At 71.2% G+C, this 26,080-nt stretch carries 25 protein-coding genes and 2 tRNA genes; 8 read left to right on the top strand and 19 right to left on the bottom strand.

What is annotated here, in order from left to right; translation table 11 throughout:
• Positions 1-59: 59 nt before the first annotated feature.
• The 13 genes from ATL41_RS00365 to ATL41_RS00305 form a co-directional block, all read right to left on the bottom strand.
• Positions 60-560 carry a DUF3145 domain-containing protein gene (locus ATL41_RS00365; RefSeq protein ID WP_098456702.1) on the bottom strand — a complete coding sequence of 167 codons (501 nt, stop codon included), beginning with the start codon at positions 558-560 and terminating at the stop codon, positions 60-62.
• A 159-nt stretch (positions 561-719) separates the two neighbouring features.
• Positions 720-1,208, bottom strand: a complete 489-nt coding sequence (gene def, locus ATL41_RS00360; RefSeq protein ID WP_098456701.1) for a peptide deformylase — start codon at positions 1,206-1,208, stop codon at positions 720-722.
• A 77-nt stretch (positions 1,209-1,285) separates the two neighbouring features.
• Entirely contained in the window at positions 1,286-2,116 is an 831-nt protein-coding gene (locus ATL41_RS00355) for a hypothetical protein (protein ID WP_098456700.1), read from the bottom strand.
• Positions 2,113-2,730 (bottom strand): SatD family protein, encoded by a 618-nt coding sequence (locus tag ATL41_RS00350; protein ID WP_169924471.1) that lies wholly within the window; start codon positions 2,728-2,730, stop codon positions 2,113-2,115. Before ATL41_RS00350 ends, ATL41_RS00355 begins: the two co-directional genes overlap by 4 nt.
• 267 nt (positions 2,731-2,997) lie before the next feature.
• Positions 2,998-3,070: transfer RNA gene (locus tag ATL41_RS00345), tRNA-Asn, on the bottom strand.
• A gap of 64 nt (positions 3,071-3,134) precedes the next feature.
• On the bottom strand, positions 3,135-3,653 hold the full coding sequence (locus tag ATL41_RS00340) for a hypothetical protein (protein ID WP_098456698.1): 519 nt from the start codon (positions 3,651-3,653) through the stop codon (positions 3,135-3,137).
• Between the two features lie 32 nt (positions 3,654-3,685).
• A tRNA-Ile gene (locus ATL41_RS00335) sits at positions 3,686-3,762 on the bottom strand.
• 88 nt (positions 3,763-3,850) lie between these two features.
• Positions 3,851-5,815 (bottom strand): DNA primase, encoded by a 1,965-nt coding sequence (gene dnaG, locus ATL41_RS00330; protein ID WP_098456697.1) that lies wholly within the window; start codon positions 5,813-5,815, stop codon positions 3,851-3,853.
• A 64-nt stretch (positions 5,816-5,879) separates the two neighbouring features.
• Positions 5,880-7,100: a deoxyguanosinetriphosphate triphosphohydrolase gene (locus tag ATL41_RS00325; RefSeq protein WP_098456696.1), complete on the bottom strand. Its 1,221-nt coding sequence runs from the start codon at positions 7,098-7,100 to the stop codon at positions 5,880-5,882.
• Between the two features lie 83 nt (positions 7,101-7,183).
• Entirely contained in the window at positions 7,184-9,043 is a 1,860-nt protein-coding gene (locus ATL41_RS00320; RefSeq protein WP_098456695.1) for a glycoside hydrolase family 13 protein, read from the bottom strand.
• Positions 9,040-9,942 (bottom strand): sugar ABC transporter permease, encoded by a 903-nt coding sequence (locus tag ATL41_RS00315; RefSeq protein WP_098456694.1) that lies wholly within the window; start codon positions 9,940-9,942, stop codon positions 9,040-9,042. The genes ATL41_RS00320 and ATL41_RS00315 overlap by 4 nt, the downstream gene beginning before the upstream one ends.
• A gap of 1 nt (position 9,943) precedes the next feature.
• Positions 9,944-11,578, bottom strand: coding sequence for an ABC transporter permease subunit (locus ATL41_RS00310; RefSeq protein ID WP_098456693.1), 1,635 nt, complete (start codon positions 11,576-11,578; stop codon positions 9,944-9,946).
• 157 nt (positions 11,579-11,735) lie between these two features.
• Positions 11,736-12,995 (bottom strand): sugar ABC transporter substrate-binding protein, encoded by a 1,260-nt coding sequence (locus ATL41_RS00305; protein WP_098456692.1) that lies wholly within the window; start codon positions 12,993-12,995, stop codon positions 11,736-11,738.
• A 246-nt stretch (positions 12,996-13,241) separates the two neighbouring features.
• Between ATL41_RS00305 and ATL41_RS00300 the strand changes: the two genes are divergently transcribed.
• From ATL41_RS00300 to ATL41_RS00290, 3 genes are all read left to right on the top strand, one after another.
• Complete coding sequence (locus ATL41_RS00300; RefSeq protein ID WP_098456691.1) at positions 13,242-14,279, top strand: LacI family DNA-binding transcriptional regulator; 1,038 nt, start codon at positions 13,242-13,244, stop codon at positions 14,277-14,279.
• A 112-nt stretch (positions 14,280-14,391) separates the two neighbouring features.
• Complete coding sequence (locus ATL41_RS00295; protein WP_245854518.1) at positions 14,392-16,110, top strand: glycoside hydrolase family 13 protein; 1,719 nt, start codon at positions 14,392-14,394, stop codon at positions 16,108-16,110.
• A 62-nt stretch (positions 16,111-16,172) separates the two neighbouring features.
• Positions 16,173-16,817: an MOSC domain-containing protein gene (locus ATL41_RS00290; protein ID WP_098456690.1), complete on the top strand. Its 645-nt coding sequence runs from the start codon at positions 16,173-16,175 to the stop codon at positions 16,815-16,817.
• Between the two features lie 30 nt (positions 16,818-16,847).
• On the opposite strand, the gene dusB is transcribed toward ATL41_RS00290, so the two are convergent.
• From dusB to ATL41_RS00270, 4 genes are all read right to left on the bottom strand, one after another.
• Entirely contained in the window at positions 16,848-18,041 is a 1,194-nt protein-coding gene (dusB, locus tag ATL41_RS00285; RefSeq protein WP_098456689.1) for a tRNA dihydrouridine synthase DusB, read from the bottom strand.
• A 34-nt stretch (positions 18,042-18,075) separates the two neighbouring features.
• Positions 18,076-18,681: a hypothetical protein gene (locus ATL41_RS00280; RefSeq protein WP_098456688.1), complete on the bottom strand. Its 606-nt coding sequence runs from the start codon at positions 18,679-18,681 to the stop codon at positions 18,076-18,078.
• A 48-nt stretch (positions 18,682-18,729) separates the two neighbouring features.
• Positions 18,730-19,287: a hypothetical protein gene (locus tag ATL41_RS00275; protein WP_098456687.1), complete on the bottom strand. Its 558-nt coding sequence runs from the start codon at positions 19,285-19,287 to the stop codon at positions 18,730-18,732.
• A 93-nt stretch (positions 19,288-19,380) separates the two neighbouring features.
• The gene (locus ATL41_RS00270; protein WP_098456686.1) at positions 19,381-20,769 is read right to left on the bottom strand and encodes a glycine--tRNA ligase; all 1,389 of its coding nucleotides are present in this window, start codon (positions 20,767-20,769) and stop codon (positions 19,381-19,383) included.
• 127 nt (positions 20,770-20,896) lie between these two features.
• On the opposite strand from ATL41_RS00270, the gene ATL41_RS00265 reads away from it, so the two are divergent.
• Genes ATL41_RS00265 through ATL41_RS00245 form a run of 5 tightly spaced genes read left to right on the top strand, consistent with a single transcriptional unit; the run spans position 20,897 to position 24,496 of the window.
• Complete coding sequence (locus ATL41_RS00265) at positions 20,897-21,853, top strand: metal ABC transporter substrate-binding protein (RefSeq protein WP_245854516.1); 957 nt, start codon at positions 20,897-20,899, stop codon at positions 21,851-21,853.
• A complete protein-coding gene (locus tag ATL41_RS00260; protein ID WP_098456684.1) occupies positions 21,846-22,649 on the top strand; it encodes a metal ABC transporter ATP-binding protein in 804 nt (267 codons plus the stop codon). The genes ATL41_RS00265 and ATL41_RS00260 overlap by 8 nt, the downstream gene beginning before the upstream one ends.
• A gap of 16 nt (positions 22,650-22,665) precedes the next feature.
• The gene (locus tag ATL41_RS00255; protein WP_098458829.1) at positions 22,666-23,550 is read left to right on the top strand and encodes a metal ABC transporter permease; all 885 of its coding nucleotides are present in this window, start codon (positions 22,666-22,668) and stop codon (positions 23,548-23,550) included.
• Between the two features lie 5 nt (positions 23,551-23,555).
• A complete protein-coding gene (locus tag ATL41_RS00250; RefSeq protein ID WP_098456683.1) occupies positions 23,556-23,933 on the top strand; it encodes a Fur family transcriptional regulator in 378 nt (125 codons plus the stop codon).
• On the top strand, positions 23,930-24,496 hold the full coding sequence (locus ATL41_RS00245) for a DedA family protein (protein WP_098456682.1): 567 nt from the start codon (positions 23,930-23,932) through the stop codon (positions 24,494-24,496). The genes ATL41_RS00250 and ATL41_RS00245 overlap by 4 nt, the downstream gene beginning before the upstream one ends.
• On the opposite strand, the gene ATL41_RS00240 is transcribed toward ATL41_RS00245, so the two are convergent.
• Positions 24,457-25,275, bottom strand: coding sequence for an isoprenyl transferase (locus ATL41_RS00240; RefSeq protein ID WP_098456681.1), 819 nt, complete (start codon positions 25,273-25,275; stop codon positions 24,457-24,459). The genes ATL41_RS00245 and ATL41_RS00240 overlap by 40 nt on opposite strands.
• Entirely contained in the window at positions 25,276-26,064 is a 789-nt protein-coding gene (gene recO, locus ATL41_RS00235) for a DNA repair protein RecO (RefSeq protein ID WP_098456680.1), read from the bottom strand. It lies immediately after the preceding gene.
• Positions 26,065-26,080: the final 16 nt, after the last annotated feature.

Raw genomic sequence — 26,080 nt, 5'->3', positions numbered from 1 at the left:
GCGCCTCCCGTTCGGGAGGCGCCCTTCGTCGTGCTCTGGGAAGCGGTGGTGCGTCCGGCTCAGCCGACGCGGTGGAGCCAGCGCACGGGCGCGCCAGCACCGGCGAAGCGGAACGGCTCGAGCTCGTCGTCCCACGCCTGCCCGAGCGCGAGGTCGAGCTCCTGCTTCATGCGCTCGGCGTCGCCCGCGTGGGCGAGGGCGGCACGGACGCGGTCCTCGGGGACGACGATGTTGCCGTGCACGTCAGTCGCCGCGTGGAAGATGCCCAGCTCGGGGGTGTGGCTCCAGCGGGAGCCGTCGACGCCGCGGCTCGCCTCCTCGGTCACCTCGTAGCGCAGGTGCGTCCAGCCGCGCAGCGCGGAGGCAAGCTTCGCGCCGGTGCCCGACGGCGCCTGCCAGGAGTGCTCGGCGCGGAGCATGCCAGGGGCAGCGGGCTGCTCGGTCCAGTCCATCGACACGCGTGTGCCGAGGACGTTGGACGCTGCCCACTCCATGTGCGGCACCAGCGCGCGGGGCGCTGAGTGCACGAAAAGTACACCGCGGGTGATCGAACCAGCCATGTTGTTCCTCCCAGAGTCGAGGTTCGTCTTCCCCAACGGCCTCTGACCAGCAGGAACGCGTGTTCGCGCGGCGTGCGTCTCCCATCATGCCGCATCACGGCGGCAAAGGCGAGGCCCGGCACCCGCGAGAGCGGTGCGCCGGGCCTCGGATGCGTGATGTCAGAGCTGCTCGCGCAGGGCGCGCATCGCCTTCTTCCGCACCGAGCGCTCGAGGCGGTCGATGTAGAGGTGACCGTCGAGGTGGTCGACCTCGTGCTGGAGGCAGCGGGCCATGAGCTCGGTGCCCTCGACGACGACCGGGTTGCCGTCGAGGTCGATGCCCTCGACCTTCGCGTACCAGGCGCGCTTCGTCGGGTACCAGAGGCCCGGCACGGAGAGGCAGCCCTCGTCGCCGTCCTGATACTCGTCCTCGGAGAGGTCGACGATGACCGGGTTGAGGATGTAGCCGATCTCGTCGTCGATGTTCCACGAGAACGCCCGCAGGCTGACGCCGATCTGGTTCGCGGCCAGGCCGGCGCGCCCCTCGTCGTCGACGGTCTCCACGAGGTCCTCGACCAGGCTCCGCACACGGTCGTCGATCGTCGTGATCGGGTCGCACGGCGTACGGAGCACGGGGTCGGGAAGGATGCGGATCTCTCTCATGGCCATGAGGGCGATTCTTTCACGAATCGACCCGTGGTTTGCGAAGACGCGGGCCGGGAGTGATGCGCGAGACGCAGGTCAGGTCAGCCGTGCAGCAGGAGACGCACGAGCAGGACGCCCGCTCCCGCCGTCGTCCAGCTCGCGAGGGAGCCGATGAGGAACTCCTCTGCCTTGGTGCCGTGCGCACGGTCGGCCGAGATCTCGGGGAACCTCACGATGCCCTTCGCGGCGAGCACCGCCGCGATGACGGGGTAGACGCCCGCGAGTCCGAGCGTGAGGACGAGCAGGCGCTCGAGGGGGCCGATCAGGCGGCCGCCGCGCAGCAGGGGGCCAGCGACGGCGTCGCGCGACGGCGCGGGCACGACCGTCGCGACGTCCCGCCCACGGACCTTGAGCCGCCACCCGGCGGGGCCTGGCTCGGGGCCTGCGGCGGCCCGGGCGGGCGCGGGGTCCTCGCGGCGAGCGCGAGCGAGCGCGGCTCTCGTCACGACGTTCGCGGTCCGGGTGAGCGCGAGGACGACGGCGAGCACGCCGAGCGCGACCGCCGCAGGGACGGCGTCGGGGCCGGGCGCGCCGAGCGCGGTGCGCTCCCAGGCGTCCACGAGCGGTCCCGTGAGATCACGGACAGGCGCGAGGGCTCCGAGCACGACGACGGCGGCGAGGACCAGCACGGGCCACAGCCGGCGCGACTCCCCCGGCCCGCTCACGGGCATCGTGAGGGTCCACGCCCCGGCGACGGCGGCGGACCCGAGGGTCACGAGGACCGGGACACCCGCGCCGAGGACGAGCACGGCGCCGGCGGCGAGGACGGCGGCGCCGACCCACCACGCGCTGCGGCGGCCAGCCTGCACCGCGGGGACCTTGCGGACGAGGTCCGCGACGGCGACGAGGAGCAGCACGGTCACGGCGATCATCGGGCCACCTCCTGCAGGAGCCGGAGCGAGGTCGCGACGGCGGCGCCGCCCGAGCGGCGGAGGGACTGCGAGACCGCGGGCTGCGTGACGCCGTGCGCTGCGGCGATCTCCGCCTGGGTCTGGCCGAGCGCGCTCTCGCCCGCGTACGCGCGTTGGGTCGAGGTCATGGCGTCGATCATGCGGTCTCTGAGCACGAGCTGCGAGGTGAGGAGCGCGTCGGTCTCAGGTTCTGGCTCGGACGCGACGTACCAGGTGCGGGTGTAGGGAGCGTCGCCGTCGGCTCGTTCGTGGGCCTCGTCGATCGCCGTGCGGGCTGCCCACCAGGCGGAGCCGTCCTGGATCGGTACGCCCCTCGCGCCGGGGGCGACGTCGCGGATCTCGCCCCGCCCGATCCCGATGCGGACGTCGAGGCCTTCGGGCAGCAGGAGGCGGACGACGCCGGCGGTCCAGAGGGCGTCGGCAAGGCGGGCGGCGACTGCCTGGAACTCGTCGCCGACGGTCGCCCACAGCGGCACCTCGAGCGGCACGTACCGCGCGGCGCGCGCGAAGGTGTCCTCGATGTCGCGCTGTGCGGCGGCGCGGTCGAGGAGGTCGCGGGACCGGACGATGTCCACGATCAGGGCGTATCGATCGCTTATCACCCTGCAACTATAAGCGGATCGCTTATGAGTGGCTAGATATAAGCACCTAGGTCCTGGGGACGTCGCGTCGCCGCAGCCCGGCGACCGACCGCACCCACCCGAACATGACCGGTGTCGGCGCGTACGCCGACCTGCTCCGCAAGGAGCTCAAGGCGCTCGCCCTCGCCGCGTAGCGCGCCCGGCTCGGAGCCAGGGGTACGAAGAAGGCCCGGAATCCTTGGGATTCCGGGCCTTCTGACGCTCCCGCGACTGGACTCGAACCAGTGACCGTCCGATTAACAGTCGGATGCTCTGCCAACTGAGCTACGCGGGATCGCGCGGTTCGCCGTAACGAACGAGAAGAACTCTACCAGGGTCGGAAGGGTGCTCCGAACCACTCAGAGCGGCAGGCCGACAGCTTCACGGACACGCGTCTCCGCGGCTGCGACCAGGGCGGCAGTCTCCGGGTCCTCGAGCCGGACATAGCCGTCACCGAGCACCTCGGAGAAGAGCCCGTCGGCCTCGTCGCGCCGGACGACGACGCGCACCACGCCGCCCTGGGGCAGCTTCACGGTCTCCGAGTGGACGACCGACGACTGCACCCGCTCCCGGAAGGTCCGCGCGAACGCCTGGGGCTTCGCGTCCGTGAGCGTGATGACCGTCTCGGGCGCGCCGTCGACCCAGCGGATCGTCAGCTCCGCGCTCTGCGCGTCGAGCGCGCCGTGGTCGACGTCGCACCAGCGACGCACGACGACGTCGTCACCGAAGGCGAGGACGAGGCGGTGCGCCGTCGCGACGGCCCAGCCCTCCTGCGCGCCGTGGCGGGAGACCTGCGCGCCGGCGAGGGCGCGCTCCTGGGCGTGCTGGTGTGCGAGCCGGTCGTGCTCGGCCCGGTGGCCGCGACGAAGAAGTCCCATGGCCCCACGCTAGCGCGCCACGCTGGGGCACGTGGTGGGGCGTCTGGGGCTTGAACCCAGGACCGACGGATTATGAGTCCGCTGCTCTGACCGACTGAGCTAACGCCCCGGGACCCTGCGGGTCCGCGGGACAATCTACCGGGTGACGCAGCCCTGTCCCCCACCGGCGCCCTCGCGACGCCCCAGTGGCCTCAGCGTCAGTCGCCCTGGTCGAGGGCGCGCAGCTCGCGCCGCTGGGCCTCGAGACCGAGCAGCTCGGCGAAGAGCGCCTGGTAGCCCTCCGGGTCCGACTCCATGTCGGTGCGCTGCAGCGCAGAGCGCAGGTTGGCGATACGGCGCGTGTACTGCATCTCGACGAGCGAGCGGACGACGCCGCGCACGTAGTCCTCGACCGCCGACTCGCGATCTTCCGGCAGCGGCGCGACCGCGAGCTCGTTGACGATCCCCGCGACGGGTGCCGAGGCCTCCTCGAGGACACGCGCGACCCACTGTGCAGGGTCCGACGTCGTCCCGACGCCGCCCGCGGCACGGATCGCCTCGTGCACGGCACGCCAGGCGGGCACGGAGAACGCGTCCGCGCCGAGCTCGTCGAACTCGGGCGGGACGGAACCGGGGTGCTGCAGCACAGCCTCGAGCACCTCGCGCTCGAGGCGCGCGACCGGGTCGGTGCGGTCGGGCCGTGAGAACGCGCCGGGGGCACGCTCGGCGGGGTACGGCTCGCGCGAGGGGGCCGCGTGGCGCGCCTGCTCGGCGTCGGGCCGTCCGGGCCGCTCCCCTGCGCTGTGCGCGGCTCGCTGGCCGGCGTGCTGCGCCGACGCGACGGCGCGGCGCACGGTCTCGCCGTCCATGCCGAGCCAGCCGGCGAGCATGCGCGTGTACTCGGGCTTGAGCGCGGAGTCGCGGATGCTCGCGACCGCGGGTGCCGCGGCGCGGAGCGCCCCGACACGGCCCTCGGCGGTGCCGAGGTCGAACGACGCGAGCGTCGTGCGGATGACGAACTCGAACAGCGGTTGCCGGGAGTCGACGAGCGCGCGCACGGCCTCGGGGCCGCGCGCGAGGCGCAGCTCGCACGGGTCCATGCCGCTCTTCTCTACCGCGACGAAGGTCTGGGCGTAGAAGCGCTGGTCCTCCGCGAACGCGCGCATCGCGGCCTTCTGGCCGGCGGCGTCGCCGTCGAACGTGAAGATGATCTCGCCGCCGGTCGAGCCGCCGCCCGCGAGCTGGACGCCGGACCCGGCCGAGGTGTCGCCGACGAGGCGCCGCACGACGCGGACGTGGTCGCTGCCGAACGCGGTGCCGCACGTCGCGACGGCGGTGCCGACCCCGGACAGGTGCGCCGCCATGACGTCGGTGTATCCCTCGACGACGACGACGCGCTTCGTCTTCGCGATCTCCCGCTTGGCGAGGTCGAGGCCGTAGAGCACCTGCGACTTCTTGTAGACGGCCGTCTCGGGGGTGTTGAGGTACTTGGGGCCCTGGTCGTCGTCGAACAGTCGCCGCGCGCCGAAGCCGATGACCTCGCCCGTCACGTCGCGGATCGGCCAGATCAGCCGGCCGCGGAAGCGGTCGTAGACGCCGCGGTTCCCCTGCGAGACGAGGCCGGCCGCGAGCAGCTCCGCTTCCGAGAACCCCTTGGAGCGCAGGTAGGTGAGCAACGAGCTCCAGCCCTGCGGCGCGTAGCCGACGCCGAACGTCTCGGCCGCGGCCCGGTCGAAGCTGCGCTGGGCCAGGAACTCGCGGGCGACCGTCGCGCCCGGTGAGAAGAGCTGCTCGGCGTAGAACTGCGCCGCGCTGCGGTTGGCCTCGATGATGCGCTGGCGCTTGCCCGGTTCCTCGGAGCGGCGCGGCCCGCCACCCTCCTCGTAGCGCAGCTGGATGCCGACGCGTTGCGCGAGGTGCTCCACCGCCTCCGTGAAGCCGAGGCCGTCGATCTTCTGGACGAACGAGATGACGTCGCCACCCTCGTTGCAGCCGAAGCAGTGCCAGCGCCCGACCTGGGGGCGCACGTGGAAGGAGGGAGTGCGTTCGTCGTGGAAGGGGCACAGGCCCTTCATCGAGCCGACGCCCGCCGTCTTGAGCGTGACGTAGGAGCCCACGATCTCGTCGATGCGTGCCCGCTCGCGGACCGCGTCCACGTCCTCGCGCTTGATGAGACCTGCCACGCCCTGAGTCTAGGACGTCAGCGCGACCGTCCGGGCCGTGCGAGCGGCCCTCGACGGACCGCGGTCAGAACGCGGGGCCCACGAGGCGCGCGTACCACTTGCTCGCGCTCACGTCGGTGAGCGAGGCGACCTGGTCGACGACGACGCGCAACCGCGCTGCGTCGTCGGCTGCCTCGCGCCAGTCGGCGGCGAACGCGGGCTCGAGCGCCGTCGGCGCTCGCTCGAGCAGCACCTCGACGAGCGAGGTGAGGAGCTGACGCTGCGCCTGGTAGAGCGGCTCGGACTCGCGCGGCGCCATGACGTAGGCGACGGCGACGCCCTTGAGGACGAGGATCTCGGCGACCGTCTCGTCCGGGACGACGAGGCTCGCGCCGTAACGGGTGAGCGGGCCGTCGCCGTACTTGTCTCGCGTCGCGCTGTGGGCGGCCTCGCAGAAGCGGCCGATGAGCTGGCTCGTCGCGTCCTTGAGCTGAGCGAGGGAGCGGCGCGAGCCGTCGAAGTCGTGCAGCCACAGGTCCGCGGCGTCGAGTCGGGAGATCGCAGCGTCGAGCTCGTCCTCGGTGAACTTCGTGCCGTACCAGGTGGTGAGCGCCTCGATGACGCGGGAACGCTCGTCGTCGTCGCGCGTGAGCGACAGGTCGACCTTGCCGCCGACGATCGCGTCCTCGACGTCGTGCACCGAGTACGAGATGTCGTCCGCGAGGTCCATGACCTGCGCCTCGAGGCACTTCGTCCCCTCGGGCGCGCCCTCGCGCAGCCACTCGAACACGGGCAGGTCGTCGGGGTAGACGCCGAACTTGTGGCTCAGCTTCCCCTGCGGGCCCTCCCAGAGGCGCCACGGGTACTTGACCGACGCGTCGAGGCTCGCTCGCGTGAGGTTGAGGCCGACCGCCTCGCCGTCGTCCGTGAACACCTTCGGCTCGAGGCGCGTGAGCAGCCGCAGCGTCTGGGCGTTGCCCTCGAAGCCGCCGATGTCCTTCGCGACGGCGGCGAGCGCGCGCTCGCCGTTGTGGCCGAACGGCGGGTGCCCGAGGTCGTGGGCGAGACACGCGGTGTCGACGACGTCGGGGTCGCAGCCGAGCTGTTTGCCGAGCTCGCGTCCGACCTGCGCGACCTCGAGGGTGTGCGTCAGGCGCGTGCGGATGAAGTCGTCGCTCGACGGGCCGAGCACCTGCGTCTTGGCACCGAGGCGCCTCAGCGCGGCGGAGTGGACGAGCCGTGCGCGGTCGCGCTCGAACGGGGTACGTGCCTTGCTCTTGGGCGGCTCGGGTACCCAGCGCTCCATGTCGGCAGGCGCGTATCCAGGCTGCGGGGCGGGTTCAGACACGGCGCAAGCCTAGTCCAGCCGCCCGCGCAGCCTGGCGCTGCTCATCGCAGCTTCCACACCCCGACCGTCGGGCCGTCGCCCGGGACGACGACGCCCGTCGCGCCGTCGTGCTCCGTGACCGTGAGGTCGGCGGTGCCGTAGAGCGTCTCCGCCATGCCGCTCGGCACGGCGAGCCGCAGCTCGGCACCCGGCCATGCGGCGCGCGCGACGACGACGAGCAGAGCCTCGTCGGCGGTCTCGCGGACGTACCCCACGGCGTCGTCCTCCGTGAGGACCCAGCGCAGCGAGCCCTCGCGCAGCGCACGGTGCTCGGCGCGCAGCCGTGCGAGCGTTCGATAGCGCTCGTGGATGACCTCGTCACGCCGCTCGGGACGGTCCCACGGCATGGGGACGCGCGCGTGCTCGCCCGTCGTGCCGGTGAGGCCGAGCTCGTCGCCCGCGAACATCGCGGGGACGCCGAGGTACGTGAACAGCAGTCCGGCGGCGACCTCCTGCATCTCGCGGGAGCCGACGACCGTGCGGATGCGCGGGGTGTCGTGCGAGCCGAGCATGTTCCACTGGTTCAGCAGGACCTGCCACGGCACGGCCGCGTCGAAGTCCCGCATCTCGGCGACCATCTGCGCGCCGGTGCGGCGCGGCATGGCGAGGCCCTCGACGCCCATGTAGCGGATGCCGTTGCCGGGCGCGGCGAGCCACGTCCACACGGGGTTGGAGAACGCCGTGTAGTTCATGTTGCCGTGCCACGTCTCGCCGGACAGGTCGCCGCGAGCGTCGTGGAAGTGCTCGCTGATGAGCGCGGCGTCCGGGTTCACCGCGGCGAGGGTCGCGCGCAGGCGGCGGCCGACGTCCTCGTTGTGGTCGTTGTCGGCGTAGCGCCCGGTCATGTTGGCGACGTCGACCCGCCATCCGTCGAGCGACCAGGGTGCCTGGAGCCACTTGCCGATGACGGACCCAGGACCGTCGATCAGGCGCGGGCCGAGCTCGGGCGACGCGAAGTTGAGCTTCGGGAGGCTGCTGTGGCCGAGCCAGCTCGCGTAGCCCGGTCCCCCGTCGATCCAGTAGTAGAAGTCGCGCTCGGCGCAGCTCTCGTCGGTGCGGGCGCGGTGGAACCACTCGTGTCCCTCGCCCGTGTGGTTCGTCGTGATGTCACCCATGATCCGCATGCCGCGGGCGTGGAGCGCATCGGACAGCCGGACGAGCGCCTCGTCGCCGCCGAGCAGCGGGTCGACCTCGTCGAACGTCGACGCGTCGTAGCGGTGCGCGGAGCGCCCCGGGAAGATCGGCGTGAGGTAGACGGTCGTCACGCCGAGGTCGGCGATGTGGTCGAGATGCTCGACGACGCCGTCCAGGTCGCCGCCGTAGAGCTGCTTGCCCGTCCGGGCACCGTGGGCGACGGGCTCGTCGTCCCACGCGGCGGGCTCGGCCCACTCCGGGGTCGGGCGGTCGTCCGCGGCGGCGGACCGCGCGAAGCGGTCGGGGAAGACCTGGTAGACGACCGAGTGGTGCAGCCACTCGGGCGCCGGGGCGGCCGTCGTGATGCGGAAGTCGTTCTCGTCGGTCACGCCACGGTCGTGGACTCCGCGCGCGTTGAGCCAGTGCACGTCGTCCGGCAGGACGAGCGCGAAGCGGTAGCTCGTGACGGGGTTGTGGAGCGGGAGCTCCGCCTCGTACCAGCGGTCGTGCTCGTCGTCGCGCGCGAGCGCGGTGCGCACGGTGCGGGGTTCGGCGTCCTGGACGAAGCGCAGGAGCACCGCGGTCTCGCCGTACCCGCGTGGGACGCGCACGCGGACCGTGATGACGGATCCGAGCTGGTACGGGCCTTGCTGGACATAGATCTCGGAGCCGTCGTGGTGCGGGAGCGCGGCGAGCGCTCCCGCACCACGGGTGGTGCAGTAGGTCATCCCTTGACGGACCCCGCAGTGAGGCCGGAGACGATGTACTTCTGCAGGAAGAGGAACAGGATCACGACCGGGATGGCGGCGATGATCGCGCCCGCTGCGAAGAGCGACCACGGCACGGCACGCGGGTTGGACGCCCACTGGTACAGGCCGACGGCGATCGTGAACTTGTCGTTCGCCTGCATGACGACCTTGGCGATGATGAAGTCGCCGTACGTCGCCACGAAGGACAGCAGGCCGACCACGGTGAGGATCGGGAGCACGAGGCGCAGGATGATCTGCCAGAAGATCTGCGCGTGCGTGCAGCCGTCGAGCTTTGCGGCCTCGTCGAGCTCACGCGGGATCGTGTTGAAGAACCCGTACATGAGGAACGTGTTGCTGCCGAGCGAACCACCGAGGTAGATCGCGATCAGACCGAGGATCTGGTTGAGGCCGATGATCGGGAAGACGTCACCGAGCGACAGCAGCAGGAGGAAGATCGCGACGAACGCGAGCATCTGCGGGAACATCTGGATGATCAGCAGCGACGTCAGCGCGCCGTGGCGTCCACGGAAGCGGAACCGCGAGAACGCGTATGCGGCCGACGCACCCATGAGGAGCGTTCCGAGCGCGGTGACCGTGCAGATGATGATCGAGTTCATCGCCCAGGACGGGAAGTCCGTCTCGGCGAAGAGCTTCTTGAAGTTCGCCAGGTCGACGTTCTGGAAGAGCTTGCTCGAACCACTGATCGAGCCGCCCGGGTTGAGCGACGTCGACAGCGCGAAGATGAGCGGGAAAACCGCGTAGATGATCAGCGCGACGGCGACGACGTGACGCCAGCCGATCTGCCGCCACCAGAGCTGACCCTTGGGTCGGGTGTCGCGGTACTGCACGGTGTCGGGAGCTGAAGTCTGGAAGGCCATGTCAGTTGATCTCCTCGAGCGAGCGCGTCCGGCGGAACCCGATGTAGGAGACGAGTCCCACGACCAGGAAGATGATGATGGACATGGCGCTCGCAAGGCCGTAGTCCTTCGCACCGCCACCCTCGATCGCGATCTTGTACACGGTCGAGATCAGGATGTCCGTCGAGCCGAGGCCGTACTCGTTGCCGACGTAGACCGGGCCACCCTTGGTGAGCATGTAGATCAGCGAGAAGTTGTTGAAGTTGAACGCGAAGCTCGCGATCAGCAGAGGCGTCACCGAGACGAGCAGCAGCGGCAGCGTCAGGCTGCGGAAAACACGGAACGGTCCGGCGCCGTCGATGCGTGCGGCCTCGTTGATGTCGCTCGGGATGGACTGCAACGCGCCCGTCGTGATGAGGAACATGTACGGGAAGCCGAGCCAGAGGTTCACGCCGATGATGGCGATCTTGGCCAGCCACGGGTCGCCGAGCCAGTCGATGTAGGCACCGCCCAGGAGCGTCTGGTTGATGAACCCGTACGAGCGGTTGAGCATGCCGGCCCAGATGAGGGCGGACAGGAAGCCCGGGAACGCGTACGGGAGGATCAGCAGCGACCGGTAGATCTTGCGACCGCGGACGCGCTCGTCGTTGAAGGTGATGGCGATGAAGAGACCGAGCGCGAACGTCGTCGCGACCGAGAGGAACGCGAACGCGAAGGTCCACGTGGCTGCCGTGAAGAACGGCCCGGAGAGGCGCTCCTCGGTGATCATGCGCTTGAAGTTGTCGAAGCCGACCGAGACGCGCCAGCCCGGTGTCAGCGTCGTGCCGTCAGCGGCGGTGAACGAGCCGTTGTCGTCCGCGTAGTAGATGACGCCCGTCTCGACGTGGGTCATCGTGTCCTCGTCGGCGTCGTACGTGAGCGCTGGCTGGTTGCGGAAGCCGTTCGCGCCGAAGTCGGTGCTCAGGGAGCCGCTCGTCGGGTCGGAGCTCCACGGCACGCGGATCGTGCTGATGTCCTGATCGAGGTTGAGGAGGCCCGCGAAGTCGATCGTCTCGAAGCCCGGCGCGGACGCGATGCGCTGCGTCGTCTCGCCGGCCTGGACGACCTCGGCGCCCGAGACCTCCTCGAGGGGCTGCTCCGCGCTACCGACGAGGGCCTTGCCCTCGTCGACGATGCCGAAGTAGATCTCTCCGTCACGCTGGAGGACCGTGAGCGGGTAGGTGGGCGAGTCGGGGACCCGCACCTGGTTGTACTCCTGCAGGCGCTCGATCGCCTGCTCCTTGGTGAGCATGTGGCCGGTGCCGTAGTTCGTGAAGGCCACGTAGCCCGTGTAGGCCATGACGAAGACCTGGTACACGAGCAGGAAGATCAGCCCGCCGAGCAGGTACTTGAGCGGCACCATCCGGCGCGAGAAGTAGACCCAGTTGACGACGACGAGGCCGACGACGAGGGAGATGACGATCGGCCAGTGGCCGATGCCGAACGCGGTGATGATCCCGTAGACGCCGAGGGCGTCGACGAGCATCACGAGGATGAGCTTCACGAGGAAGCCCTTACCGATGTCACGGGCGTGGGACGTGGTGCCCCGACCCGGTGTCAGGTCGGGCGCTGGCGCGACCGTGGACCCTGTCTCGGACAGGGCGCTTCGCTCACTCATTAGGGGTGCCTCCGTCGGGTGTCGCCTCACCGCGCCCACCGTTGTGTCACTTCAGTCTGCTCACGATGTGGAGCCCTCGCCAGGTCGGCGAGGGCTCCACATCAGTTCGTGCTGGCTGCGCGGTCACCGGCCTCGTCAGCGCGGGCCGCGCAGGTCATCACTTCTTGAAGAGGTCGTTGATCTGGGTGCCGAGCTCGGCCCAGGCGTCGGTCGGGTTAGCGGCCTTGCCCGAGATGATCGCGACCTGGGTCTTGCCCCAGTTGCCCCAGATAGAGTCCATCTCGGCGAGACCCGGAGCGGCGACCGCGTCCTGGCCAGCGATCGCGAAGCCCTTGAGGAGCTCGTCGTCGACGGCGGCGGCAGCCTCGGAGGCGACGGGGATACGGCCACCCTCCTTGTAGAGCTTCGTCTGGACGTCACCGCGAGCGATGTAGGAGACGAACGCGTTGGCCGCGACCTTGTTGGCCGACTCGGCGCTCACGTAGATGCCCTGGTAACCGGCGAAGGGACGAGCGGTCTCGCCACCCGCGGACGGGATCGGGAGGACGGAGACGTCCATGCCCGACTCGGCGAAGCGGCCCTCGCCACCCACGACGTTCCACGGACCCGTGATGATGTACGGGGTCTCACCGTTCTTGAAGGCGTCGGTCGCGACCTGGCCGTCGATGTCCGGCGAGAGCCAGCCCTTCTTGCCCTGCTCGGCGAGCCACGTGGCCCAGGCGTCGCCGCCCGTGCCCGAGATGCCCTCCTCGCCGATGTAGCCGCCGTCGGCGTCCGTCGCGAGGATCGAGATGCCGAAGGACGTCATCAGCGGGTTGAGGTGGTAGGCGTCGCCGTCCTTGCCCTGCTGGACGACGAGCGGGTACTTGGCCTTGGTCTCGTCGTTCTGCGCGATGACCTCGTCGAGCGTCTCGGGGGTCTCCTTGACGAGCTCGTTGTTGCGGATGAGCGCGATGTTCTCGACCGCGTAGGGCACGCCGTAGAGCTGGCCCTCGGACGAGAAGGCGGTCAGGGCGCCGGCGGAGAGGCCGGAGGTGTCCTCGAGCTGGACGGGCGCAGCAGCACCGTTGGCGACGAGCTCGCCGACCCAGTCGTGCGCGCCGACGATCAGGTCCGGACCCTTGCCGGTCGGGGCCTGCGCCAGGAAGTCGGTCTTCATGTCGGCGTTGGCCTTCTGCACCAGGTTGACCTTGACGCCGAACTCGGCCTCGAAGTCGGAAGCGACGCCGGGGAAGTCCTTGATGCGCTCCTCGTCGACCCAGAAGGTCAGCTCGCCGGAGAACTTCGGGGCCTCCGACGTCGTCGTGGCCTCGGGCGCCTTGGTGGTGGTCGTCTCGGTGCCGCTGTTCCCGCCGCACGCGGTGAGCGTCAGGCCGAGCCCGACGACCGCGGCCACGAAGGGGATGCTCCGTCGCATCGCATGTCTCCCAAATTGTTGATCCATGCCCACCACGACATCCGTAGCGAGCGCTGATAGGGCGACCGTAGTTCCCGACGACGACCGGATGCAAGCCGTTACGGTAACTTTCACGCAACATTGCAGAGGGGCTAGACTCGAGCGTCGCCCGAGGTGGGACAAACGGCTCACCAGGCGACACGAGGGCCCGCGCGTCAGCGACGACACGCATCTGTCGCGGGCGTCGGATCATGGCAAGGAGGCCTGTTGTCCCGTACATTGCAACCCGTGCGCACCCGTCTTTCCGATCTAGCAGCGCAGGCTGGTGTCAGCACCGCGACCGTGTCCCGGGTGCTGAACGGCAAGGCGGGCGTGTCCGGAGAGACGCGCCAGGCGGTCCTTGCCGCCCTCGACCTGCTCGGCTACGAGCGGCCGGAGAAGCTGAAGAGCCACTCTGCAGGCCTCATCGGCCTCGTGGTCCCCGAGCTGACCAACCCGGTCTTCCCGGCCTTCGCCCAGGTGATCGAGTCGCGCCTGTCCGAGCACGGCTACACCCCGCTCCTGTGCACCCAGTCCCCCGGCGGCACGACCGAGGACGAGTACATCGAGATGCTCCTCGACCACGGGGTCGCCGGCATCATCTTCGTCTCGGGCCTCCACGCCGACGTGACCGCCTCCCACGAGCGTTATCACCGCCTCCGTGACCGCGGCGTGCACCTCGTGATGATCAACGGTTACGCCGAGGGCATCGACGCGCCGTTCATCTCGAACGACGACTACAACTCGATGGAGCTGTCGGTCCGCCACCTCGTGTCGCTCGGCCACCGCAAGATCGGCCTCGCGATCGGTCAGGACCGGTACGTCACGGTGCGTCGCAAGGTCGAGGGCTTCACGACGTCGATCGCGCGCCACCTCGGGGAGCAGGACGTCACGCCGCACGTCGCCACGTCGCTCTTCTCGGTCGAGGGCGGCCAGGCCGCCGCAGGCGAGCTGATCGACAGTGGCCACACCGGCATCATCTGCGGCTCCGACCTCATGGCTCTCGGCGCCACGCGTGCCGCACGCAGCCGCGGCCTCAAGGTCCCCCGCGACGTCTCGATCGTCGGGTACGACGACTCGCCGCTCATCGCGTTCACGGACCCGCCGCTCACGACGATCCGGCAGCCTGTCACGGCGATGGCGACCGCGGCGGTCACGTCGCTCATGTCGCAGATCGCGGGCGACCCGATCCCCCGCTCGGAGATCCTCTTCCACCCGGAGCTCGTCGTGCGCGAGTCCACGGGTGTGGCTCCGACCGCCGACTGACGCTCGACGCGCAAGGCCCCGGTGGTTGCCGCCGGGGCCTTGCGCGTAGTGTTGATCAAATCGATTCGACAGCGCCGTGCGGCGCGCACACCGACGACGAAACGAGGCCCCCGTGACGAACACCGCCGTCACCGCGACCACGATCCACCCCGCCCATCCCGAGCCCGCCGAGTGGTGGCGCGACGCCGTGATCTACCAGGTGTACCCGCGCTCCTTCGCGGACGCCGACGGTGACGGCATGGGCGACCTCGCCGGCATCACGTCGCGCCTCGACCACCTCGCCGCGCTCGGCGTCGACGCGCTCTGGCTCTCCCCCTTCTACCGCTCGCCGCAGGCCGACGGCGGCTACGACGTCGCCGACTACCGCGACGTCGACCCGCTGTTCGGCACGCTCGAGGACTTCGACGCGCTCCTCGGACGCGCGCACGCGCTCGGGCTGCGCGTCGTGATCGACCTCGTCCCGAACCACACGTCGGACCAGCACAGGTGGTTCCAGGAGGCCCTGGCCGCCGGGCCCGGCAGCCCCGAGCGCGCGCGCTACATGTTCCGCGACGGCAAGGCCGACGGCGAGGAGCCGCCGAACAACTGGGGCTCCGTCTTCGGCGGCCCGGCCTGGACGCGCGTCGACCGGCACCCCGACGCCGAGCGCCTGGGCGTCACGGACACGCAGTGGTACCTGCACATGTTCGACTCGTCGCAGCCGGACCTCGAGTGGACCAACCCCGAGGTCCGCGCGGAGATGATCGACGTCCTGCGGTTCTGGCTCGACAAGGGCGTCGACGGCTTCCGCGTCGACGTCGCGCACGGCATGGTCAAGAAGGACGGCCTGCCCGACTGGGACGGCAACACGTCGATGGTCGACGGCTCGACGGGCGAGGCCGCGAACGTCACCGCGCTCACCCCGATGTTCGACCAGCCGGGCGTCCACGAGATCTACCGCGAGTGGAACAAGGTCCTCGCGGAGTACGACGGCGACCGTGCGCTGTGCGCCGAGGCCTGGGTCGAGCCGCTCTCGGCTCTCGCCCGCTACGTCCGCCCCGACGAGATGCAGCAGGCCTTCAACTTCGCGTACCTCACGACGCCGTGGGACGCGAAGGCGCTGCGCGACGTCGTGACGACGTCGCTCGGGGCGTACGACGAGGTCGGGGCGCCGACGACGTGGGTCCTGTCGAACCACGACGTCGTGCGGCACGCCTCCCGGCTCGGCATCCCGGGCGGCGCACGCCCGAACGGCATCCGCGCGCACGAGCCGCAGCCGGACGCCGTCGTCGGCCTGCGGCGCGCCCGCGCGGCGACGCTGCAGATGCTCGCCCTGCCCGGCTCCGCGTACCTGTACCAGGGCGAGGAGCTCGGTCTGCCCGAGCACACGACTCTCGACGACTCGCTCCGCCAGGACCCGGCATGGTTCCGGACCGGCCACACGGAGGCGGGTCGCGACGGCTGCCGCGTCCCCATGCCGTGGGAGGGCGACGCCCCGGGCCTGGGCTTCGGCCCGACCGGAGCGACGTGGCTCCCCCAGCCCGACAGCTACCGCGAGCTCGCCGCGGACCGTCAGCGCGGCGTCGCCGGCTCGACCTACGAGCTCTACCGCACCGCTCTCGCCGAGCGACGCCGCCTCGGGCTCGGTGCAGGCGACCTCGCGTGGGTCGACGCGTACGCGGACGACCCAGCCGTCGTCGCTTTCCGCAACGGCGACCTGCTCGTCCTGACCAACCTCGGCGACGCGCCCGTCCAGGTGCCCGCCGGCTACGAGGTCCTCGTAGCGAGCGGACCGCTCGGCGACGGCGTGCCCACCGACACGACCGTCTGGGCCGTTCCCGCCAGCGTCTGAGCGCCACGCCGCGGGCCCGCCTGGACCGGGCGGGCCCGCGGACGCCCACCTAGGATCGACGAGTGACCACCGCCACGCTCGTCGCCGTCTGCCGCGCACCCCGCACCGTCTACCTGCCCGCTCTCGGGAAGGAGACAGCGATCGACAAGCTCCCGACGACCGAGGCGGTCGCCGTCGGTCCGCTCGGCCTCGAGGGCGACACCCAGGCCGACAGGAAGCACCACGGCGGACCCGACAAGGCCCTGTACGCCTACGCCCAGCACGAGGCCGAGGAGTGGGCGCGCCGCCTCGGGCGACCCGTCCCGCCGGGCCTCTTCGGCGAGAACCTCCGCGTCGCGGGCATGGAGACGTCGGCCGCGACGATCGGGCAGACGTGGCGCATCGGCGAGGAGGTCGTCGTCGAGGCGACCATGCCCCGCACCCCGTGCACGAAGTTTGCCGAACGGATGGGCGAGCCCCGCTGGGTGCGTCGCTTCGCCGAGGCGGGCCTCCTCGGCGCCTACCTCCGCGTCGTCCAGCCCGGGACGGTCCGTTCGGGTGACCCGATCGAGACGCTCTCACGGCCCGACCACGGGGTGACGGTCGCGTCGTGGTTCGCGAACCAGACGCCGGACGCTGCGCGCGCTCTCCTCGACGCCCACGAGTCGGGGGCTGTCCGCCTCGCCGACGAGATGGTCGAGAGAGCGGCCAAGGTCCTCGCGCGCTGAGCGCGGTCCGCGGCCGGGCGCTGCGCGGGCCTAGCCGCCGGAGACCGAGAGCTCCGCCTCCGCGAGCCTCGCGCGGAACTCGTCGTCGAGCTCGCGCGAGTCGAGCCACCCCTCCGGGAGGTGCGGCCGCTTCGGCGTGCCCTGCCGACCGCGCGTCCCCTCGGCGGCCTCGCCCGGGTACGGCTGGTCGAGGTCGAGCGCGTCGAGCAGCTCGCGCAGCTCAGCGAGGGTCGACACCATCGCGAGGCCGCGGCGGCTGTCGCCGCCGACCGGGTATCCCTTGAGATACCACGCCATGTGCTTGCGCAGGTCGCGCATGCCCTTGTCCTCGTCGCCGAACTCCTCGACCATGAGCTCGCCGTGCCGGTAGATCGTCTCGGCGACCATGCGCAGGCCTGGTCGCACGCGGTCGGGCCGCCCGTCGAAGGCCGCGGCGAGGTCCGCGAACAGCCACGGCCGGCCCTGGCAGCCGCGCCCGACGACGACGCCGTCGCAGCCCGTCTGCTCGACCATCGCGACCGCGTCCTCGGCGCTCCAGATGTCGCCGTTGCCGAGCACCGGGATCGACGTCACGGTGCGCTTGAGCTCGGCGATCGCCGACCAGTCGGCGTGTCCGGAGTAGTACTCGGCGGCCGTGCGCGCGTGCAGCGCGACCGCAGCGACGCCGAGGCTCTCGGCGATCAGGCCCGCCTCGAGGTACGTGTGGTGCTCGGCGTCGATCCCCTTGCGCATCTTCACCGTCACGGGGACGCCGTACGGCGCGGCCGCCTCGACCGCGGCCTCGACGATGCGCGTGAACAGCTCTCGCTTCCACGGGAGTGCGGCACCGCCACCCTTGCGCGTCACCTTCGGGACGGGGCAGCCGAAGTTGAGGTCGACGTGGTCCGCACGGTCCTCCCCCGCGATGATCTTCACCGCGGCGCCCACGGTCGCCGGGTCGACGCCGTAGACCTGGGCCGAGCGCACCTCCTCGTCCTCGTCGAACGTGACGATCCGCAGGGACTCCTCGTTGCGGGCGACGAGCGCGCGCGACGTGACCATCTCCGCGACGTACAGGCCCGCTCCGTGCTCACGGCACAGCCGTCGGAAGGCGCCGTTCGTGACTCCCGCCATGGGAGCGAGGACGACGGGCGTGTCGATCGAGTGCGGGCCGATCTGCAGCGGCGGGAGGAGCCGATCGCCGGGGCGGCGGGCGGTCGTCGGGTCGAGGGCGGTGGTGCTCATGGGTTCCATCATCCCATCGCGCAGCGGCTGCCTCTCAGGCGGCAGCCGCCACCGGGTACGCGCCACCGCCCCGAACGGTGACCCCCGCCTGGCGCAGCACGAGAACCAGGGCTACGGCGACGGGCAGCCCGAGCATGAGCAGGACGAGCATGATCACGACGACGCCCATCTCGACCGCGCTGTAGCCTTCGCCGCTGAGCAGCGGCACCACGACAGCCGCGACCACCAGGGGCACGGAGATCGCCGCGCCCACCACTGCCCCCGTCCGCGCCGGTGCGGGGCGCCGGGCGCACCACACCGCTCCCGCGCGCATGATTGCCGCAGCGCCACCCACCATGAGCAGCGCAGGAGTGGAGAAGAGCGGCCCGAGCAGGTCGACGACAGACCCTTCGCCGTCCGCTGGCCCCGTCACGGTTACCGCGGGCGGCCCCTCGAAGACGTGCTGGACAGCGGCCCAGCCGAGCACCGTGAGGAAGAGCGCCGCGTACGTCGCGAGGAAGGACGCCGGGGCGACGAGCACCAGGGGCAGGCGCCAGCGCAGCGGGCGCGGACCGGGCGGCGGGCCCGTGGGAGCCCCGAGGACAGGGACGTGCACCCCGGGAACCTGCGTGACGTCGTCGTGCCCCTGCGCGCGGCTCATGGACCCACGGTAGACGACGGCGGGCGGACCGCATCTACCCGAGGCCTGTCACGCTGCGCGCGGGGCGAGGCGTGACTTCTTGCGCTTGACGAGCTCGATGACGATCGCCGTCGCGAGCAGCGACCCGGGGAGGCAGAAGAGCACGATCGCGGCGCCGACGAGCAGCCCGAGGATCCCGGCGCTGAACACCGTGATCACGAGCGAGAAGCCGCCTCCGAGGAACGGGAAGACCGCGAGCCACCCGAGGCTCGCCACAGTGCCGACCCGCCACACGGACGGACTCGCGTCGGCCCGTGCGGCGCGACGCAGACCCGACCGCACCAGGAGACCGAAGCACAGCGCGCCGAGAACCAGCGCGGGCACGAGGATGCCGATGCTCGGGAGCGCGAGCAGCTCGAAGAACCCAGCGTCCACAGGGCGTGCGTCGTCGGGCGCGTTGACGCGCGTCACGGGCCTGATGACGATCCCGAGCGGCAGGGCGGTCGTGACGAGACCCCCCAGGACGGCGACCGGGAACACCCGCCGGGGCACGCGAGCCTGCCCGTGCTCGCTCCGCGTCGCGCTACCGGAGCCGAGCGGGGGCCGGTGGGCGTCGTCCAGGTTCATGGGCGCAGCGTAGCGTTGCGGTCTCGCCCGGAGACGACGCCGGAGGCCGGCAGCGTCGCTGCCGGCCTCCGGTGAGAGCGCTGCTGGACGGCGTCAGGCGCCGATCAGGCGAGCCGCGAGGTAGCCCTCGACCTGGTCGAGCGCGACGCGCTCCTGCTCCATCGTGTCGCGGTGACGGATCGTCACAGCGTGGTCCTCGAGCGTGTCGAAGTCGACGGTGATGCAGAAGGGCGTGCCGATCTCGTCCTGGCGACGGTAACGACGACCGATCGCGCCGGCGTCGTCGAAGTCGATGTTCCACGTCTTGCGCAGCTGCGCGGCGAGGTCACGAGCCTTCGGCGAGAGCTGCTCGTTGCGCGACAGCGGCAGGACGGCGGCCTTGACCGGCGCGAGGCGCGGGTCGAGGCGAAGGACCGTGCGGACGTCCACGCCGCCCTTCGCGTTCGGGGCCTCGTCCTCGGCGTACGCCTCGACGAGGAACGCCATGAGCGAGCGCGTCAGGCCCGCGGCGGGCTCGATCACGTACGGGTAGTAGCGCTCGTTCTTGGCCTGGTCGAAGTACGACAGGTCCTTGCCCGAGATCTCCGAGTGGGTCTTGAGGTCGAAGTCGGTGCGGTTCGCGATGCCCTCGAGCTCGCCCCACTCGCTGCCGGTGAAGCCGAAGCGGTACTCGATGTCGACCGTTCGCTTGGAGTAGTGGGAGAGCTTCTCCTTCGGGTGCTCGTACAGACGCAGGTTCTCGGGCGAGATGCCGAGGTCGACGTACCACGCCATGCGCGTGTCGATCCACGTCTGGTGCCACTCCTCGTCCGTGCCGGGCTCGACGAAGAACTCCATCTCCATCTGCTCGAACTCGCGCGTGCGGAAGATAAAGTTCCCCGGCGTGATCTCGTTGCGGAAGGACTTGCCGATCTGGCCGATGCCGAACGGGGGCTTCTTGCGCGAGGCGCCCTGGACGTTGGCGAAGTTCACGAAGATGCCCTGGGCAGTCTCGGGGCGCAGGTAGTGCAGCCCCTCCTCGTTGTCGACGGGGCCCAGGTAGGTCTTCAGGAGGCCCGAGAAGTTCTGGGGCTCGGTCCAGGCGCCCTTGGTGCCACAGGCGGCGCAGACGACGTCGGCGAGGCCGTTCTCGGGGGCGCGGCCCTTCTTCTCCTCGAACTCCTCGAGGAGGTGGTCCGCGCGGTAGCGCTTGTGGCAGCTCGTGCACTCGACGAGCGGGTCGGTGAAGACGGCGACGTGGCCCGAGGCCTCCCAGACCTTCTTGGGGAGGATGACGGAGGAGTCGATGCCGACGACGTCGTCGCGTCCGCGGACCATCGACTGCCACCACTGGCGCTTGATGTTCTCCTTGAGCTCGGCTCCGAGGGGCCCGTAGTCCCAGGCGGAGCGGGAGCCGCCGTAGATCTCACCAGACTGGAAGACGAAGCCCCTGCGCTTGGCGAGGGAGACGACTGCGTCGAGACGCTTGGACGGTGCGGCCACTGAAATCACTCCGTTGACATGGTCGACGCCCGCGCATGGCTTGCGGGGCGGTTGCAAGGTCCCAGGCTACCTGCACAGACCCCCACCATTTTGACAATGGTTCTCATTACCGTCGAGAATGTGGGACGTGACCTCCCGCGCCCGCACCCTCCTGACCGCCGCCGCAGCCACCGCCCTCGCGCTCGGGACGGCAGCCTGCTCGACAGGCTCGAGCGAACCGGACGCCGCTCTCGACGTGCTCGCCTCGTTCTACCCGCTGCAGTTCGTCGCCGAGCAGGTCGGAGGTCCCGCGGTCAGCGTCGCCAACCTGACGCCTCCCGGCGGCGAACCGCACAACCTCGAGCTCTCGCCCGCGACCCTGCGCACGGTCGCCAAGGCCGACGTCGTCATCTACCAGTCCGGCTTCCAGGCCGCCGTCGACCAGGCCGTCGCCGACGGCTCGCCGAAGGCCACGCTCGACGCCGCACGCTTCGCGGACCTCGACGCCCACGCGGAGCACGAGGGCGAGGAGCACGACGACCACGCGGACGAGTCGCACGACGGTCACGACCACGGCGGCCTCGATCCGCACTTCTGGCTCGACCCGACCCTCCTCGCCGGGCTCGCGACCGAGGTCGGCGAGACGTTCGCGACCGCCGATCCCGACGACGCCGCGGGCTACCGCGAGCGAGCCGCGGCGCTCGTCGCCACCCTCGCGGAGCTCGACGACGCGTTCACGACCGGCCTCGCGAGCTGCGACAGCCGCACCTTCGTCACGACGCACGAGGCGTTCGGCTACCTCGCTCACCGGTACGACCTCGAGCAGATCGGCATCTCCGGGCTCGACCCCGAGACCGAGCCCTCCCCCGCCCGCCTGCGCGAGGTCTCCAAGGTCATCGAGGAGGCTGGCGTGCGCACCGTGTTCTCCGAGTCCGCCACGACCGCCAAAGTCGCGAAGGTCCTCGCCGACGACCTGGGCATCGAGACCGCGGTGCTCGACCCGCTCGAGTCCCGCACCGACGCCCAGCTCGCCGCCGACGCCGACTACCTCGCCGCGATGACGGCGAACCTCGCTGCCCTGAAGGAGGCGCTCGGCTGTGCCTGACACGACTGAGACCACCACCCCCGCGCTCGACGTCCGCGGCCTCGGCGTACGGCTCGAGGGATCCCAGATCCTGCACGGAATCGACCTGCGCGTGGAACGTGGCAAGGTCGTCGCGGTGCTCGGCACCAACGGCTCGGGCAAGTCGACGCTCGTGCGCTCCCTCGTGCGCGCCGTGCCCGTCACGGAGGGCAGCGTCGAGATCCTCGGCGCACCGCTCGGGCCGGCCGTGCCGTGGGACCGCATCGGCTACGTCCCCCAGCGGGTCGGCGCGTCCGCGGGCGTCCCCGCGACCGTCGCCGAGATCGTCGCGTCGGGCCTCCTGACGTCCCGCTCCTTGCGCAAGCCGCGCGACTGGCGCGCGCGCGTCGACGCGGCCCTCACCGAGGTGCGGCTCTCCCACCGGCGCGACCAGGCAGTCACAGAGCTCTCCGGCGGCCAGCAGCAGCGCGTGCTGATCGCCCGCGCGCTCGTGCGCGACCCCGATCTGCTCATCCTCGACGAGCCCGTCGCGGGCGTCGACCACCCGTCGCAGGAGGCGCTCGCCGCGACGCTGCGGCGCCTCGTCGCGAGCGGCCGCACGATCGTCGTCGTGCTCCACGAGCTCGGCGAGCTCGCCGACCTGATCTCCCGCGCCGTCGTGCTGCGGCACGGTCGCGTGGTGCACGACGGCGCACCACCGCGTGCCGCGCACGGCCACGACGCCGCGGACCACGACCACGTGCACGTGCACGGCGACCCGGAGCCCCGCTCCCTGCCGCCCGTCCTGCCCGAGCACCTCTTCAGCGAAGGAGCCTGACGTGGGGATCGTCGAGATGCTCCAGACGCCGCTCATGCAGCGCGCGCTCCTCGCGGCGCTGCTCGTCGGCATCGTGGCCCCCGTCATGGGGACGTACCTCGTCCAGCGCAAGCTGTCGCTCCTCGGCGACGGGATCGGTCACGTCGCCCTGACGGGCGTCGCCCTCGGGTGGCTCGTCGGCGCCGCGATGGGGCTCGTCCCGCAGGACGCCCTCGCGATCCCCGGTGCCGTCGTCACCGCGGTCCTCGGCGCGGTCGGCATCGAGGTCGTGCGGGAGCGCGGTCGCACGAGCGGCGACGTCGCGCTCGCCCTGCTGTTCTACGGCGGCATCGCGGGTGGCGTGCTCATCATCGAGCTGGCGGGCGGCCAGAGCTCGAACCTCATGGCCTATCTGTTCGGCTCGATCTCCGTCGTCACGACGACGGACCTCGTCCTGACCGCCGTCCTCGCCCTCGTCGTCCTCGGCCTGGGCATCGGGCTGCGCACCGCGCTGTTCGCCGTCTCGCAGGACGAGGAGTTCGCGCGGGCGTCCGGCCTGCCGGTGCGCTTCCTCAACATCGCGATCGCCGTGATGTCCGCGCTGACCGTGACCGTCGCGATGCGGGTCGTCGGGCTCCTGCTCGTCTCCGCGCTCATGATCGTGCCCGTCGCGATCGCGCAGCTCGTGACGAAGTCGTTCGTCTGGACGATGCGGCTCGCGATCATGACGGGCGTCGTCATCTGCGTCGTCGGGCTGTCGCTGACCTACTGGGTCGCCGTGTCGCCCGGCGCGATGATCGTCGTCCTCGCGATCGCCGTGTACGCCGTCGTCGCCGTCGTCACCCCGCTGCTCGCGCGCACGCGCGGGCACCACGACCCGCACCCGGACGTCACGTCCGACGTCATCCTGGAGGCACCGTGAGACGTATGACGCGGCAGCGCGCCGCCATCTGGGACACCCTCGGCCAGACCGACGAGTTCCGCTCGGCCCAACAGCTCCACGACGCGCTCGGCGCGCGCGGCGAGAGCATCGGCCTCGCGACCGTCTACCGGGCCCTGCAGGCGCTCGCCGAGAGCGAGGACGTCGACGTCCTGCGCACGGCCGACGGCGAGAACCTCTTCCGCCGCTGCGCGCGGCGCGAGCACCACCACCACCTCGTGTGCCGCTCGTGCGGCCGCACGGTCGAGATCGACGGCCCGACCGTCGAGGCATGGGCCGCGCTCGTGGGCGAGAACCACGGCTTCCGCGACATCGAGCACACGATCGAGCTGTTCGGGACCTGCGAGACCTGCGTCCAGGCATGATCCTCCCCGCCGACGTCACGACCGGGCTCCTGCCAGACGCGCACACGAGCCCCTTCTGGGTGCTGTTCGTGACGTTCGGCGGCATCGCGTTCGTCCGCAACCAGGCGTTCTACTGGATCGCGCGCAGCATCGCGACCCGCGCGCTCACGCAGACGGCCGACGTCCGCCCCACCCGCTTCCCGCGCTTGCGTTCGTGGATCGAGGGCGGGGGCACCGAGCGTGGCATCGCGGCGATCCACCGGTGGGGCGTCGCGATCGTCCCCGCGAGCTACCTGCTCCCCGGCACCAAGACCGTCGTGAACACTGCGGCCGGCGTGACCCGCATGCCCTTCGCCCGCTACCTGCCGGCGATGCTCGTCGGCTCCATGGCCCATGGCGTCGTCTACGCGACGATCGGGTGGGCCGCGTGGACCTCGCTGCTCGCAGCGTTCGCGGGCTCGCTCTGGGGACTCGCCGCACTGGTCGCCCTCGTCACGGCGATCGCCGTGCACGTCGTCAGGCGGCGTGCGCGGCGACGCGCTGCTCAGGCCGGGGCGACGGGCGCGTCGACCGCGCCGCCGTAGCGCCGGTCGCGACGCGCATACTCCTCGACGGCGCGCCAGAGCGTGCGTCGGTCGAAGTCGGGCCACGGCTCGGGGAAGAACACGAGCTCGGCGTACGCCGACTGCCACAGCATGAAGTTCGACGTGCGCTGCTCACCAGAGCTGCGCAGGAACAGGTCGACGTCGGGAAGGTCGGGCTCGTCGAGGAACCGCTGCACGGTGCGCTCCGTGATGCGCTCGGGGTCCAGCCTCCCGGCCGCGACCTCGCGGCCGATCGCCCTCGCCGCGTCCGCGATCTCCGCCCGTCCGCCGTAGTTGACGCACATCGTCAGCGTGCAGACGCCGTTGCCGCGGGTGCGGCGCTCCGCCTCCTCCAGCTCCGCGATGACCGAGCGCCAGAGCCGCGGCCGGCGGCCCGCCCAGCGCACCCGGACGCCCCACTCGTCGAGCGTGTCGCGCTGACGGCGCAGGACGTCGCGCGAGAAGCCCATGAGGAAGCGCACCTCCTCGGGCGAGCGCTTCCAGTTCTCGGTCGAGAACGCGTACGCCGACACGTGCTTGACGCCGATGTCGATCGCGCCCGCGACGACGTCGAGGAGCGCGGCCTCGCCCGCTGCGTGGCCGGCCGTGCGCGGCAGCCCGCGCGCGTTGGCCCACCGGCCGTTGCCGTCCATGACGACGGCGACGTGCTGCGGCACGAACTCGGGCGGGATCGACGGGGCGACCTCTCCCGAGGGGTGCGGGGGCGGCGCGACCGGCTGGCGCGTGCCTGCGGGGCCGGCGGACGAGGACCTGGCCATCTAGCGGGCCTCCACGGGTCGGTGTACGGGGACGTTCGGTGAGGTCGGGCGGCCGCGGTCGTCGCGGTCGACCATGCGCAGGGACCGGAGCGTGCGCTCGAGGTGGAACTGGCTGTAGGCGGCGACGAGGCCGCTCGCCTCACGGCGGTGCCGCTCCTCCGCACGCACGGCGTTCGCCCAGTCGCCCGCGAGGAGCGCAGCGAGCAGCGCGAACGTCTCGGGTGCTGGGGCGGTCGAGCCGGGCGGGCGGCAGCGGCTGCACACGGCCCCGCCCGACGCGACCGAGAACGCGTGGTGCGGCCCCGGCGTGCCGCACAGCGCGCACTCGGTGAAGCTTGGGGCCCAGCCACCGACTGCGAGGGCGCGCAGGAGGTAGGAGTCGAGGATCAGGCCCGGGTCCTGGCGGCGCTCGGCGAGGGACCGGACGGCGCCGACGAGCAGCCAGAACTGCTGGAGCGACGGCTCGCGCTCGTCGGCCACGAGCCTGTCCGCGGTCTCGAGCATGACGGCGCCCGCGGTGTACAGCGCGTAGTCCTCGCACACGGGCCGCGCGAAGGCGCCGAGCGTGTCAGCCTGCGTCACGACGTCGAGGGAACGCCCGACGTGGAGCTGGAGATCCACGTACATGAACGGCTCGAGGCGCGCACCGAAGCGCGACGACGTCCTGCGGACGCCCTTGCCGACCGCGCGCACCTTGCCGTGCTCGCGCGTCAGGAGCGTGACGATGCGGTCCGCCTCGCCCAGCTTCTGGGCGCGCAGGACGATCGCTTCGTCTCGGTACAGGGGCACCCCACCATTGTCCGCC

This window comes from Flavimobilis soli (assembly GCF_002564025.1).
GTDB lineage: Bacteria > Actinomycetota > Actinomycetes > Actinomycetales > Cellulomonadaceae > Flavimobilis > Flavimobilis soli.
This window is presented reverse-complemented; position numbering and strand designations above follow the sequence as displayed.